The sequence below is a fragment of the Serratia sp. CY37869 genome (assembly GCF_052168895.1).
Classification (GTDB): domain Bacteria; phylum Pseudomonadota; class Gammaproteobacteria; order Enterobacterales; family Enterobacteriaceae; genus Serratia; species Serratia ureilytica.
In genome coordinates this window covers 1,574,837-1,589,508 of record NZ_JBJNLU010000001.1, presented here as the reverse complement: position 1 = coordinate 1,589,508, position 14,672 = coordinate 1,574,837, and the positions used below count along the sequence as shown (strand labels likewise).

The following is a 14,672-nucleotide window of genomic DNA, read 5'->3' as shown; positions in this document are numbered from 1 at the left end:
GGCATGCGATGCCGATTTAACGATTCGCCGTGCCGCCTTCGGCAGGCTGAAGTATCGCCTGCAGCAGCGTCGGCACCTGCTGGGATCCCACCGCCGGGCTGAACAAAAACCCCTGGCCGATATGGAAACCGGCTTCGCACAGCGTTTGGCGCTGCTGCTCGGTTTCCACGCCTTCGGCGATGATATCGATCGACAGCTTTTGACCGAGAATGCCGATGCTTTCCACGATCGCCAGGATCGCCGGTTCGGTGTTCATGCGTTGAATGAAGTCGCAGTCCAGCTTAATGCAGTCCAGCGGGTAGTCCATGATATGGCTGAACGAGGAGTGGCCAGTGCCGAAGTCGTCCAGCGCGATACGGATACCCATCTCTTTGAGCATGTGCAGCGCGCGCAGTACGTATTTCGAACCGTGCTTGTTGAACGCGTGTTCGGTCACTTCCAGTTCGATCAGGTGGTGGGGAATGTGGAACTTCAGCAGGCGTTGCAGGAAGGTTTCGGCGTAGTTGTCGCGTAAAAACTCGATCGGCGACACGTTCAGCGAAACGGGCCGCACCGCCACGCCGGCCGCGCGCCAGCGGGCGATATCGGCGAAGACTTTCAGCTGCATGGCTTCGCTGATTTTGGTCGCCAGTTCATAGTCGTTGAAGGCCTCGCTGACCGTCGCCGGCAGCTGTATGCCGTTTTGCGGGCAATGCCAGCGCAGCAGCGCTTCGAAGCCGACGATGCTGCCATCGGCGAGGCTGACCTTCGGCTGGTAGTTGGGGCGAATGCAATTATCGCGCACGATCTGGCGCGCGTAGTTGAGCTGACTGGCGCGGGCGCGGGCTTTGTCCATCATCTTGCTGTCGAACATGTAGACGCCACCGCGGCCGCCTTCTTTCAGTTCATACAGCGCGGTATCGGCGCACTTCATCAGCTCTGACGCATCGCGGGCATCTTTGGGATAGATGGCGCCACCGATGCTCATGCCGCAATGCAACGTCTTGCCGCCGTGGGTGATCGGCGTCTCCAGCTGCAGCAGAAACTTGTTGGCGATGCGGAAAATATCCTGCTCGTTTTCGACGTCGCTGATCACGACGGCGAACTCGTCGCCGCCGAGGCGAGAGACGAACGAATGGGTATTCATGCAGGCGCTGAGCCTTTTGCCCAGCACCCGCAGCAGATGATCGCCCGCCGCGTGGCCCAGCGTATCGTTCACCAGTTTGAAATGGTCAAGATCCAGCAGCATCAGCCCGAGCGACTTGTTGCCGTGCAGGGCGCGCTTCATCTCTTGCTTCAGCTTTTTCTTGAAGAGGCGCCGGTTGGGCAGGCCGGTCAGTTCGTCATACTCGCTGGCAAGCAGCAGGCGTTGCTCCATCACGCGCTGCGACGTCACATCCCGTGAGACGCACAAGATCTCGGCCACGACCCCGTGCTCATCGCTGACGGGAGAGAGGATGTTGTCCCAATGCTGTTTTTTGCCCTGCGGCGTCACGCTCAATCCCGCGAAGCGCGCATTCTTACCGGTTTTGACGCTGCGCAACGCTTTGCTGCCGCGGCGGCGAACTTCGGGCGACAACAGCCCCAGCCAGGGCATGCCAAACTCTTTTTGCGCCGGATCGAGGCCGAGCGCCAGGCTGCCGGAGCGGTTCATGTGGCGCAGCGTGCCGTCGCGATTGATCACTTTGATGCAGTCAACGCTGGCGTCCAGCATGTCTTGCTGGATAGAGAGCGCCTGAACGTTTTGCTGGCGTTGCAGCATTTGCGGATGGATGTCGGTGGCGGTGAGGTACCAGCTGGGCTCCAGCGCCTTGCCGTCCTGGCGGGCGTTAAACGCCAGCATAAACCACCGGTAGGCGCCGCTGCGCTCGCGCAGACGGGCTTCGCCGGCGAACGAGGAGAGGGCAACGATGGCCTGGCGCCATTGCGCGGCCAGGCGTTCGCGATCGTCAGGGTGCAGGGCCTCGAGCCAGTCTGCGGCGCCGTGCTCACCGGCGATTGCGCCGGTATAGTCGCGCCACTGCTTGTTGAAGTAACCGCCAAGGCGGTTGCCGAAGCAGATCAGACCCGGCAAGTCGTCTACGATTTCGCTGTAGAGGTCGATCGGATTTTTGTTATTGGTCTGCTCGGGCAACAGGCTCATGCGGTATTTCCTCGGAAAATTACCCATATTCTTGCTCTATAGCAGAGCCTCTTTCAATATAGTCTTGCCAATGAAAATGGGAATAGCCAGCGGGCGCGGCTAAAAATCGGCCTGGTAGCATGAAATAGATTACGCAAGAACGCATTAGGAATACTCCTGTTATTTATAAGCCCCTCTTATATTGCATCGAAAAATAAGTGCTCCGACCAGGCGGTTTAATAACCGCAAAAAAGTAATCAAACCTGATGTTTCTTTTTGAGGAAATGTTCAGTCTTTCTGCTGCTCTTTCACTCGTCATACCGCCTCTCTTATGCATCATGACTGACAAAATCCGCATGCCGGGCGGTAAAAAGCGCCATGTTATGCCCGGTTCAGCGGTGGCCGACGCACCTGTCGCCGACGTTTGCGGTGAAAGTTATGATGCAAATCAAGAAATGTTTTGTTTCATCTGTTGACACTTTACTTACGTATAAGATAGCCTCGCGAATGAAAATCATTAACAAAACTGGATAATTAAGCGAGATGCACCCACAGCCTGATTCTCGCGCTTCGGCCGGATGGCCGAGCCGTGCCGGTATAACGGCGCCGGGTTTATCGCCGGCAAACGTACATTCGCCACCTGTCTGCACTTCTACGCCCTAAGCGTATGGCGTGGTGACATCTTCATGTCCGCACGCCCGAATTTTTATCACTCAGCCTGTTTTATGCGGCCCGCGTCGGGCAGGCATGCGTTATCTGTCGTTTCACGATCATAGGAGGTTTCAGCGCGGTTAAAACGTCAGTTTTCTTCTGGGTATAAATAAACATGGAGCGTAAAATGATACTTAATAAAAAATTGAAGTTAGCGTATTGCGTGTTTCTGGGTTGTTATGGCTTGTCTCTTCATTCATCTCTTGCCGCTTATCGGGAACCAGGACAATTAGGTTCGCCCGACAGTTGGAAAAACGCAGAGTTTAATCGCCAATGGGGGCTTGAGGCTATTTCCGCCGAGTTCGCCTATGCCAGAGGCTATACCGGAAAGGGCGTGACGATTGGCGTTATTGATGATGCCATTCTCTCTCATCCGGAATTCGCCGGTAAACTGACGCGGCTGGATAACGGCAGCTATAATTTCTCGTATGATAAACAAGATAATATGTCATTCGGCACGCATGGCACGCATGTCGCCGGTATTGCAGCCGCCAAAAGAGACGGCTCCGGTATGCATGGCGTCGCCTACGACGCGGACATTATCGGCGCCAAGTTGAACGACTTCGGCAACCGCAACGGCCGCGAAGAACTGATCCAGAGCCCAGCCCGGGTTATCAATAACAGCTGGGGGATCCCACCGGCGGTCAGAAAGGATGCCAATGGCAACACCATTTGGCTGCCGAACGGGCGGCCTGACTATGTGGCGTGGGTGAAAACCGACGTCATCAATGAAGTGATGCGCAATAAGTCCAACCTGGAATGGGGCAGCGAGCAACCCGTGCCCACCGGCGGGCACAGCGCCATGGCGACGCTGCTGCGCGCCGCCAAGCATGGCAAACTGATCGTTTTCTCGGCAGGCAATTACAATAACTACAATATTCCTGAGGCGCAAAAGTCACTTCCCTATGCTTTCCCTGAGGTATTAAACAATTATCTGATCGTGACCAATCTGAGTAATAACGATAAGTTAAGCGTTTCCTCAACCAGCTGCGGACATACGGCCAGTTTTTGCGTGTCAGCGCCGGGCAGCAGTATTTACAGCAGCGTAGGGGAGCTGGTTTCCAATACCGGCGGGGCGGTGAACCGCGAAGCCTATAATAAAGGCGAGCTGACGGTTAAACCCGATTACGGAAATATGTCGGGCACCTCAATGGCGGCGCCGCACGTCACCGGATTTGCCGCCGTATTGATGCAGCGCTTCCCTTATATGAGCGCCGCTCAAATATCCGCGGTCATCAAAACCACCGCCACCGATTTAGGCGAGGCCGGCATTGATCATTTATTCGGCTGGGGCCGCGTCAATTTACGCGATGCGATCAACGGGCCGAAGATGTTTATCACCCAAGAGGATATTCCGCAGGAATTCTATGTGCCGGGTTCCTACAGTGAAAAACAGTTCGTGGTGAATATCCCCGGTCTGGGGAATATCGTCGAAGCCGGAACCCCGGTTGAGCGGCGTTGCACGTCGGGCGAATGCGACTTCGATTCGTGGAGCAATGACATCCGCGGCCACGGCGGGTTGACCAAAACGGGCGCCGGTACGCTGGCGCTGTTAGGCAATAATACTTACAGCGGTGACACCTGGGTGAAACAGGGCGTACTGGCGATCAACGGTTCGGTGGCGTCCAATGTCTATATCGAAAATAGCGGCACGCTGGCCGGCGACGGCACGGTGGGGGCGTTCAGAGCGGTTCGGGGCGGCAGCGTGACGCCGGGAAATGGCATCGGTACGCTGCACGTGTTGCATGACGCCGTGTTTGATCGCGGCTCGCAGTATAACGTGGAGGTCGCAGACAATGGCCGCAGCGATAAAATCGAAGCGCGGCGCGCTTTCCTCTACGGCGGCAGTGTGAACGTCAGCCTGGAGCACAGCAAAAACCTGCTGTCGCAAAATGAGGCGCAAAGCCTGCTGGGCAATAAATACACCATCCTGACGACGACGGATGGCGTGACCGGCCGCTTCGAAAACGCCAATCCTTCGTATCCGTTTGTCAACGTGACGCTGGACTATCAGGGCAATGACGTCGGCCTTGGGATCACGCGCACCGCCGCCCGTTTTGACAGCCTGGCCAGCACCGAAAACGAGAAAGCGGTCGCCCGGGCGGTGGAAACGCTCAACGCCACGGAACCGGTCACGGAAACGGCCAAACGCAGCGTCGCGGCGCCTACCGCTGAAGCGCTAACCGCACTGCAGGGCGTTGAAGGCGAGGCGACAGCCGTTACCGAAGCGACGAGCCCCGTGGCCGGCCATCCGGTTTATGAAAGCTTCCTCGGCTTCACTTCGGCCAGAGAATTGCAGCAGGCGACCCGTCAACTGTCCGGCCAGATCCACGCGGATATGGCTTCCGCCCAGATCAACGAAAGCCGTAATTTGCGCGATACCGCCACCGAGCGATTGCGCCAGGCTGAAGGCCGCCGCACCGCTTCCGATATCAAAGCGGATGATAATGGCGCCTGGGCGAAACTGCTGGGCAACTGGGGGCATGCTTCCGGCAACGACAACGCCACCGGTTACCAGACATCCACCTATGGCGTGCTGTTGGGTCTGGATAGTGAACTGTTTGACGACGGCCGGCTGGGCGTGATGACCGGGTATACCCGCACGTCGCTGGATGGCGGCTATCAGTCAGATGCTCACAGCGACAACTACCATCTGGGGCTGTACGGCGACAAACGTTTCGGCGCGTTGGCGCTGCGAGCGGGCGGCACCTATACCTGGCATCGCATCGACACGTCACGCTCGGTAAACTACGGCGCGCAGGCGGATCGCGAAAAGGCCCGCTATAACGCGCGCACCGGTCAGCTGTTTATCGAAAGCGGTTACGATTGGAGCAACGACGTGGTCAATCTTGAGCCGTTCGCCAACCTGGCGTACACCCACTATCGCAACGAGGGGATCAACGAGCAAGGCGGAGCGGCGGCGCTGCGCGGCGATAAGCAAAGTCAGTCCGCCACCGCTTCGACGCTGGGCCTGCGCGCCGATACGCAATGGCAGACCGACAGCGTGGCGATCGCGCTGCGCGGCGAGCTGGGTTGGCAACATCAGTACGGCAAGCTGGAGCGTAAAACACAGCTGATGTTCAAACGCAGCGATGCGGCGTTCGACGTGAACAGCGTCCCCGTTTCCCGTGACGGGGCGGTTCTGAAGGCGGGCGTCGATGTTTGGGTTAACAAAAACGCCGTGTTGTCCCTCGGTTACGGCGGGCAATTGTCGTCCAACCATCAGGACAACAGCGTCAATGCCGGTCTGACCTGGCGCTTCTGATAGCCGTTGATCCGTTTCACGCTACTCAGCCCCCATCGCAACGATGGGGGTTTTTTATGGGGCGCGCGGAAGCGACAGGCCGGGCGGCGGTGTCTTCACAGGATAAAGGCGCGTTAGAACAGGATGTTTCTAATTCTTTTGGTTAGAAAAATTGATGATAATCATCTGAAATGACTAAAAGGATTTAGGCCGAAACATGGAATTTCTCTTCATTTTATTATTTTTTACCTTATACATATCAATTGCCTGTGAGTATCACCGGCGCCGGTGGCGCGCGCTGTATCGCCGTAAGAGAAATAGAAGAAAAGGGATGAAAATGAAACGGATGGTTAATATTCTGCTGTTCAGGCAATAAACCCAAAAAAAAGGAGACGTCATGCAACGTCTCCCTCTAAATGCCCATTGAGCGCGGTGCGCCGCTTTATTTAACCGGCGTTCCGGCGATTATTTATCCAGCGCGTAGGCGATGACGTAATCACCGCGATCCGGCGACTGACGTGCGCCGCCGGCGGAAATGACGACATACTGCTTACCGGTGGTCGGCGAGACGTAACTCATCGGCGTGCCGCCGCTGCCGACCGGCAAGCGCGCTTTCCACAGCTCTTGCCCGGTGGACGAATCAAAGGCGCGCAGATAATAATCCTGCGTACCGGCGATAAACACCAGGCCGCCTTGAGTCGCCAGCGTGCCGCCCAGCGTCGGCATGCCGACCGGCATCTGCGCGCGCATTTTGATGCCGAACGGCCCGGTATCCTGCACCGTTCCTACCGGAACCTGCCACACCACTTTGCGCGTCTGCAAATCGATGGCGGAGAGGGTGCCGAACGGCGGTTTTTGGCAAGGAATGCCCAGCGGCGACATGAAGCGATTCTTATTGACGGCATACGGCGTGCCTTTGAGCGGGACCGCGCCCATGCCGGTATTCACGGCTTCACCGCCGTTGCCGGCCGGCGCGCCTGCGTCGGCTTTCTGCGGGATCATCTGCACCCACAGACCCAGACGCATATCGTTGGCGAAAATATAACGGTTGTTCGGATCGGTAGAGAGACCGCCCCAGTTCATGCCGCCCAGCGAGCCGGGGAAGCTGAGGGAAACGTCGGTGTCCGGCGCGGTGAACAGGCCGTCATAACGCATCGATTTAAAGCTGATGCGGCACATCAATTGATCGAATGGCGTAGCGCCCCACATGTCGGACTCGCTGAGCTTCTGCGCGCCAATCTGCGGCATGCCGACGGAGAACGGCTGCGTGGCGGAATATTGCTCGCCCGGAATGGTGCGGGTCTTCACCGGCAGTTCCTTCACTTCGGTCAGCGGTTTGCCGGTATGGCGATCCAGCACGAAGATCTGCCCGCTTTTGGTGCCGATAACCAACGCAGGGCGGGTGGTGCCGTCCTGCATCGGGAAGTCGAGCAGGCTGGGCTGCATCGGCAGATCGAAGTCCCACAGATCGTTATGCACGGTCTGATAGACCCATTTCTCTTTGCCGGTGGTCGCGTCGAGCGCCAGCACCGAGGCGCCGTATCGGTGATCCAGCGCGTTGCGGTTGGCGCCCCACAGATCGACGGAGGAGCTGCCCATCGGCAGGAAGACCGTGTTCATCGCCGGATCGTACGACATCGGCGCCCAGGAGTTCGGGGTGCTGCGCACGAAGTGTTGATCCGGTTTCAGGGCAGCGTTCGGCTGCGGATTGCCCGGGTCAAACGCCCAGCGCATTTCGCCGGTGATCACGTTGAAGCCGCGCAGCACGCCGCCGGGCATATCGGTTTGCACGTTATCGGCAACGCGCCCGCCGACCACCACGGTGGTGCCGGCCAGCGTCGGCGCTGACGTCAGTTGATATTTAGGATCGGCGGCGTCGCCCAGACCGGCCTTCAGGTCCACCACGCCCTGGTTGCCGAAGTGTTGGCAGAATTCGCCGTTGTCGGCGTTAATCGCCATCAGGCGCGCGTCGATGGTGTTCATCAATATGCGTCGTTGGCAGCTGTCACCGGCCGCCAGCGCGACGGGCGCGGCGGGGGTTGAACCCGGCACGCTCGGCGCGGGCAACGGCTTGTTGACGTCGAAGTAGGCCAGGCCGCGACAGCGGTTCCATACCTGCGACTTGGCGTTGACTTCTCGCCGCCAAATTTCTTTGCCGCTGTCGGCGTCGACGGCGATCACATTGTTATGCGGCGTGCACAGGAAAATGCGGTTGCCGATCTGCAGCGGCGTTTGCTGATCTTCCGCGCCGTTGCCATCAGGGCTGATAGGGATGTCACCCGTATGGAACGTCCAGGCGACTTTCAGCTCCCGCACGTTATCGCGGGTGATCTGATCCAGCGCGACGAAACGGCTGCCGCCCGGCGTATTGCCGTAGTTATCCCAATCTTTCTGCTGTTGCGCTTTATCAACCGGGATCAGCGGCAGCGGCTGGCCGCTGAAGGCAACGGTGGGATGCGGCTGGAACATTTGGACAAAGGCGCCGACCATGCCGACCGCCAGCAAGGCGGAGAGCAGGTAAGCCGGCTTGGCCAACGGCGCTTTGCCTTCGCGCTTGCGCAGCGCCGGCCAGGTGAGGAAGGCCAGCAGCATCAGGCCGGTCGGCACCATCAGGCGGGAAATCAACGGCCAAAAATCAAAACCGGCGTCCAACGGCGCCCAAATGACGGTGCTGATGAACACCGCCAGGAACAGCCAAACCGCTGAGGACTTGCGGCGGAAAAACTGAATGGCCGACAGCAGGATGACGAGGCCGGCAATCAGGAAGTAGGCGCTGCCGCCCAGCGAGAGCAGTTTGCCGCCGGCGACGGTGAAGAACAGGCCGGTGGCGGCCAGGATGATGCCCAACAGGCAACACCACAGCGTAAGTTTTATGCCCGAACGTGCATTGGCATCTGACATTGAATAATCTCCAATAACATACTGATTCTTAAAGGTGAAAAGGTCGTTATTGGCGACTATTGTAACATTGATGGAGGTGCGCTTGTTAAGGATATGTAACTGCATTTATGAGGGAAAAGCCGACGTTATCGGCACAACCTCGGTTTGGCTTAGAGGAATATCCGTTTCTGCCAGTGTACGAGCTGCGCGGCAGGCAGAGAGGCAACCTGCGCCACCCGGTGGCGATTTTCCAGGGCGATTTCCCGGGCGCGTTGCAACGGCTCGGCGCTGAGGCGCTGCACGCTTTGCCGCAGCGCCTGTTGCGCCAGCGCCAGTTCGCCGGCGCCGAGGTGCGCCAGTTCATGGCGCATCTGCAGCAAGAATTCGTCGGTTAACTGCCGCAGCTGCGCAACGGCGAACGTCGGGGATTGCAGTGCAAACAGCAGGCCTTCGGCATCGGCGCTGCGATGAAAGGCGCATTGCACCACGTAACCCACGTTGCGCTCGACGCGCAACTGCTGGAAGTAACGCGGCGCGTAAAGCCGGGCCAGCACGCGCAGCGCCCAACGCCCTTCGGCTTCGTCGTTCGGCAGCGGGTAAAATTGCAGCAAGGCGTGTTCTGCGCCGCTTTCCGTCAGGGTGACGGGGTGGTGATGCAGAGGCGCCGGCCGCTGAGCCTCGTCGGTTATGGGAAAAGGAAAGTCATACAGCAAATGCGACAGCCGCCGTTTTAACTCGCCGTCGCCGCCGACCAGGGTGGCATGCCAGAGTGGGGCCGTTGCCGTTGATACGCTCAACGCCGCCGGCAATTGGGCTAACAGGCGGCGAATGGCGATATCGTTTTGCGCTTTGAGCTGCGCGTGGCGCAGGTTTCTCGCCGCCTCGTTGATGACGGCCGGCGGCAGCGCCGCCAGGGCTCGATTCACGACGTTCAGACCGTGGCAGATCAGCGCTGCGCTGCCCGCCAGCTGTAACAACCACACGCCCTGGTGGCGCTCGAAGCTTAAATGTCCCTCCCGATGGGCTAACTCGGCCGCTCCAGGGCGCAATGCCGCCTGCAAACCACAGGCCTGTTCTTCGCTGAGAGCGCCATGCGGCGATGGGCGCAGCAGCAGCACCGGCTGCGCTTCGTCGGGGTGCAGATGCCGCAGCGGCGCCTGGCCGGCCGGCAGGGGCGGGATCGGCAGCGCCGCCGAGGTGGAGAAAAAGCGGAAAGGATCTATTGTGGGCGTCGGCACGGTGCGGACGAAGGGCGCGAGCGCCAACGGCAGCCCTTGAATTTCACGCGTTTCACCGCCTCCCTCAGGCAGCATGGCCAGACGGCGATGCGGCGCGCTAATCAGCGCCGAAATATGCCGTGGCCAATCGTCGTTCGGCTCCACCGGCGGCAGCCCAAATGCTCTGGCGCGCAACTGATCGAGCGGCGCCAAACGGTGGAAATCGCGGTTTGCCAGTTGCCCGAAATGCGCAAGCTGAGCCGGTGTCAGCGCGATAAGCGCCTGCAACCAGGCCAGCAAGGCGCTTTCGATGTGGGCGGCTTCAGACGCCGAGCCGTGATTGACGGTAAAAATAAAACTCAGCAGGGCGCTGTTTTCAGCGCAGCGGGCGTAATCCAGCCTAACGGCGTCGGCCCACGCGTGAGCGCGCAGCCGTGCCAGCAGCCCGCCAGGGGCTTCGTCCAGCAATAAACGCTCCAGCCGCCGCAGCCAGCCGCGTGAACGGGAGTGCGGCAGGGCAAACACCAACCGCAGCTGCGGCGCGCCGGGGAGAGACAGCGTGTAATCTTGCCCGGCGGCCAGCGGCGGCAATGCCTCGGGCGGCGCGATGCTGCCCGGCGGCAAGGCGCCGCCGTAGCGCTGCGCCAGCGCATGCAACTGCTCGAGCGATTGCGGGCCTTGCAGCCACAGCGTGATGTTCGGCGCGCGGTAATAGTGGTGGTGAAACTGCCGCAGCACCCGCTGCAACGCGGGAATATCGCTGCCGAAAGCGGCGCGGCTGCCGATATGAAAGCGGTGCAACGCGTCAATGCCGCTGAACATCTGCCGCTGCGCCGCTTCGCAGCGGGTTTCAACGTCGGCGCGCAGCAGGCGATATTCGGCGTCGATGACCTCGATCTCCTGGGCGATTGCCTCAGCCGCCAGCTGTGGGACGGCGAGCATATCGATCAGCCTGGCCAACCCCTCCGCCAGCTGTTCGGCGCCCACCTCAAAGAAAAACGCGGTTTGCGTGGCCTGGGTCGTGGCGTTTAACCGGCCGCCGACCGCCGGCGTCCAGCCCATCAGCCCATCCTGCGCGTTAAAGTTCACGCTGCCGCGAAACAGCATATGCTCCAGCAGATGCGCCAGGCCCGGCCAGGCGGCAGGCGCCTGAAAGCTGCCCGCCTCGATGCGCACCAGCGCGGCGGCGGCCTCGGCGTCAGGGGTGCTAATCGCCCTGACGGCCAAACCGTTATCGAGCTGCCACGAGGCGGCGAGTGTCATCGTCAGCCCTTGAAGATCAATCGGGAGTTGGTCTGATTGCGAAAACGCAGCTGATCGATGCCGATCTGCGAGCGATTCGCCGCTTCACGCGCCGCCAGAATGGTGCCATGGTGCGGCGACTTGCCGCACACCGGATCGGCGTTGTCGGCGTCGCCGGTCAGCATGAACGCCTGGCAGCGGCAGCCGCCGTAGTCTTTCTCTTTCTCCGAACAGGAACGGCAGGGCTCAGGCATCCAGTCATAGCCGCGATAGCGGTTAAAGCCGAAGGAGTGATACCAGATATGCTGCAGATCGTGCTCCAGCACCGACGGAAAGGCGATCGGCAACTGGCGGGCGCTGTGACAGGGTAACGCCATGCCTTCCGGCGTCACGCTCATGAAAATAGCCCCCCAACCGCCCATGCAGCCTTTGGGGCGTTCCTCATAGTAATCCGGCGTGACGAACAGCAGGTTGGCCAGCTTGCCGTCGGCAGCCATGCGCTCGCGATAGCGTTTCACCACGGCTTCAGCATCGGCGATCTGTTCGCGGGTCGGCAGCAGGCCTTCACGGTTCAGGTGCGCCCAGCCGTAGAACTGGCAGGTCGCCAGCTCGACGTCGTCGGCATCCAGCTGGATCGCCAGTTCGATGATGCGGTCGATCTGGCCGATATTATGGCGATGCAAGACGAAGTTAAGCACCATCGGATAGCCGAGCGCCTTGACCGCCTTGGCCATCGCCAGCTTCTGCTGAAACGCCTTGGCGGAGCCCGCCAGCGCGGCGTTCAGCGTTTCGTCGCTGGCCTGAAAACTGATCTGAATATGATCCAGCCCGGCGTCGGCGAAGGTCTGCAGCTTTTTCTCGGTCAGGCCGATGCCGGAGGTGATCAGGTTGGTGTAAAACCCGAGATCGCGCGCGGCGGCGATCAGCTCGGGCAGGTCTTTACGCACCAACGGCTCGCCGCCGGAGAAACCGAGCTGTACGCTGCCCATCGCCCGCGCCTGGCGAAACACCGCGATCCATTGCTCGGTCGTCAGCTCTTTTTCCTGCGCGGCAAAGTCGAGCGGGTTGGAGCAATAGGGGCACTGCAGCGGGCAGCGATAGGTCAGCTCCGCCAGCAGCCAGAGCGGCGGATTTACCGCCGGCGCGCGTGGCTCAGTCACGGAAGGTCACCCATTTTTGTTCGTAGGCGCGCTGGAAAAACGCCAGCACGTCGTCCGCCAGCCCCTCGGCACCGGGGAAGCGGGCGTTCAGCTGCGCGATGATGCCGTTCAGCGTGGTGTTGCCGTCAACCAGCTGCAGGATGGCGGCGGCGCTGTCGTTCAGTTTGGCCATGCCTTCCGGGTAGAGGATCACGTGGCTGTTTTGCACCTGCTCCCATTGCAGGCGGTAGCCGCGGCGGAAGACGGGGGTGTGTTCAGGATTCAGTGTCATTACACCAGCCTCTGATTGTGCCAGACCCGCGCGGCGGTCACGCTGTGGTAAGGCGGGCGGTTCAGGGTATAGGCCATGCTCATGGCGTCCAGCATGCTCCACAAAATATCCAGCTTGAACTGCAGGATTTCCAGCATGCGCTGCTGTTTTTCAACGGTATCGCAATAGTCCAGCGCCAGCGCCAGCCCGTGCTCCACGTCGCGGTTAGCCTGGCCGAGGCGACTGCGGAAATAGCCGTAGCCGGCGGCGTCAATCCACGGGTAGTGCTGCGGCCAGCTGTCGAGGCGCGACTGGTGGATCTGCGGCGCAAACAATTCGGTCAGCGAGCTGCAGGCCGCTTCCTGCCAACAGGCGCGGCGCGCGAAGTTGACGTAGGCATCCACCGCGAAACGCACGCCGGGCAGCACCAGTTGCTCGGATAGCAGGGCGTCGCGCTGCAGCCCAACCGCCTCGCCGAGGCGCAGCCAGGCCTCGATGCCGCCTTCGCTGCCGCCGTAACCGTCGTGATCCAGAATGCGCTGCACCCATTTGCGACGGGTTTCCGGCTGCGGGCAGTTGGCCATGATCGCCGCATCCTTGATCGGAATGCTGGTCTGATAGTAGAAACGGTTGGCCACCCAGCCCTGGATCTGCTCACGGGTCGCTTCGCCGTTGTGCATCGCGATGTGATACGGGTGGTGGATATGATAATAAGCGCCTTTGGCGCGCAGCGCCGCTTCAAATGCCTGCGGAGTCAGGGGGAGTGGTTGCGTCATGGCGATTCCCTACAGTTCGATATTCATGCCGTCCCAGCTCACTTCGATGCCGGCGGCGCTCAGGCTCTGCCGTTCCGCGGAGTCTTCATTGAGGATCGGGTTGGTATTGTTAATGTGGATCAAGATCTTGCGTTTGGCGGGCAAGGTGCTGAGCAGGGCCGCCAGCCCGTGCTCTTCCGCCAGTGCCAGGTGCCCCATGTCTTTGCCGGTATTGCGCCCCACGCCGGCGTTGGCTAGCTCGTTGTCGCGCCAGAGCGTGCCGTCGATCAGCAGGCAATCCGCCCGGCGCAGCCAGGGCATCAAAGCCTCGTCCGGCTCACCCAGGCCCGGCGCGTACAGCAGACCGACCCCGCGCGCGGTATCTTCGATAAACAGCGCCACGTTGTGGCCCGGCAGCGGGCGATCGCGGTACGGCGAATAGGGCGGCGCGTTGCTGAGCAGCGGAATGGCGGTGAAGCGCACGTTTGGGCAGACCGCCGTGTGGAACGGTTCGCCGGGCGTCACAGGGTGATGGATTAACCCGCCGTTCCAGTGAGAGAGCATGGGAAACACAGGGAAACCGGTGCTGAGATCGTCGTGCACTTCGGGGGTGCACCAGACCTGATGCGGGCAGCCCTCACGCAAATTGAGCAAGCCCGCGCTGTGATCGATCTGGCTGTCGGTCAGCACGATCGCGCCGATGCCGGTGCCGCGCAGCACGTCGGGATTGTTCAATTCGGGCGAGGCCAGCAGCTGATGGCAAATGTCCGGGGAAACGTTGCACAGCACCCAGTTTTTACCGTCGTCGCTGACGGCGATGGAAGACTGCGTGCGGCGCGTGGCGTTGATGCTGTGGCTGCGAACGCCCCGGCAGTTGTCGCAGTTGCAATTCCACTGGGGAAAGCCGCCGCCCGCTGCCGAGCCGAGAACTTTTATCTGCATGTCTGAACCAGAAAAAGAAGGAAAGAAATGCCCGCGCGAAAGGCGGGCAGACAGGCGATTAACGGTTGGAAATGTACAGCGTCACTTCCAGCCCCAGACGCAGGTCAACAAACTCAGGTTTGGTCCAGGTAGTCATAGCGGTGCTCCTTTGCATGCATCGTGATAGTTCG

At 60.3% G+C, this 14,672-nt stretch carries 9 protein-coding genes; 1 reads left to right on the top strand and 8 read right to left on the bottom strand.

Translation table 11 applies throughout. The features are described from left to right. Positions 1–16 precede the first annotated feature (16 nt). Complete coding sequence (locus ACJ8J1_RS07545) at positions 17–2,122, bottom strand: putative bifunctional diguanylate cyclase/phosphodiesterase (protein ID WP_103681783.1); 2,106 nt, start codon at positions 2,120–2,122, stop codon at positions 17–19. Between the two features lie 1,024 nt (positions 2,123–3,146). Here ACJ8J1_RS07545 and ACJ8J1_RS07540 point away from each other — a divergent pair. Continuing rightward, positions 3,147–6,077 (top strand): autotransporter domain-containing protein, encoded by a 2,931-nt coding sequence (locus ACJ8J1_RS07540; RefSeq protein WP_233788444.1) that lies wholly within the window; start codon positions 3,147–3,149, stop codon positions 6,075–6,077. Positions 6,078–6,521: 444 nt separating this feature from the next. On the opposite strand, the gene ACJ8J1_RS07535 is transcribed toward ACJ8J1_RS07540, so the two are convergent. The 7 genes from ACJ8J1_RS07535 to pqqA form a co-directional block, all read right to left on the bottom strand. After that, entirely contained in the window at positions 6,522–8,957 is a 2,436-nt protein-coding gene (locus tag ACJ8J1_RS07535; RefSeq protein ID WP_033643055.1) for a glucose/quinate/shikimate family membrane-bound PQQ-dependent dehydrogenase, read from the bottom strand. 149 nt (positions 8,958–9,106) lie between these two features. Further along, entirely contained in the window at positions 9,107–11,416 is a 2,310-nt protein-coding gene (gene pqqF / locus ACJ8J1_RS07530; protein ID WP_033643056.1) for a pyrroloquinoline quinone biosynthesis protein PqqF, read from the bottom strand. A 2-nt stretch (positions 11,417–11,418) separates the two neighbouring features. Further along, positions 11,419–12,555: a pyrroloquinoline quinone biosynthesis protein PqqE gene (gene pqqE / locus ACJ8J1_RS07525; protein WP_033643058.1), complete on the bottom strand. Its 1,137-nt coding sequence runs from the start codon at positions 12,553–12,555 to the stop codon at positions 11,419–11,421. Then, entirely contained in the window at positions 12,548–12,826 is a 279-nt protein-coding gene (gene pqqD, locus ACJ8J1_RS07520) for a pyrroloquinoline quinone biosynthesis peptide chaperone PqqD (RefSeq protein WP_033643059.1), read from the bottom strand. The genes pqqE and pqqD overlap by 8 nt, the downstream gene beginning before the upstream one ends. Continuing rightward, the gene (pqqC, locus tag ACJ8J1_RS07515; RefSeq protein WP_033643060.1) at positions 12,826–13,581 is read right to left on the bottom strand and encodes a pyrroloquinoline-quinone synthase PqqC; all 756 of its coding nucleotides are present in this window, start codon (positions 13,579–13,581) and stop codon (positions 12,826–12,828) included. The genes pqqD and pqqC overlap by 1 nt, the downstream gene beginning before the upstream one ends. A gap of 9 nt (positions 13,582–13,590) precedes the next feature. Next, positions 13,591–14,502 (bottom strand): pyrroloquinoline quinone biosynthesis protein PqqB, encoded by a 912-nt coding sequence (pqqB, locus tag ACJ8J1_RS07510; RefSeq protein ID WP_033643061.1) that lies wholly within the window; start codon positions 14,500–14,502, stop codon positions 13,591–13,593. 58 nt (positions 14,503–14,560) lie between these two features. Further along, on the bottom strand, positions 14,561–14,638 hold the full coding sequence (gene pqqA / locus ACJ8J1_RS07505) for a pyrroloquinoline quinone precursor peptide PqqA (RefSeq protein ID WP_004937827.1): 78 nt from the start codon (positions 14,636–14,638) through the stop codon (positions 14,561–14,563). Positions 14,639–14,672 lie beyond the last annotated feature (34 nt).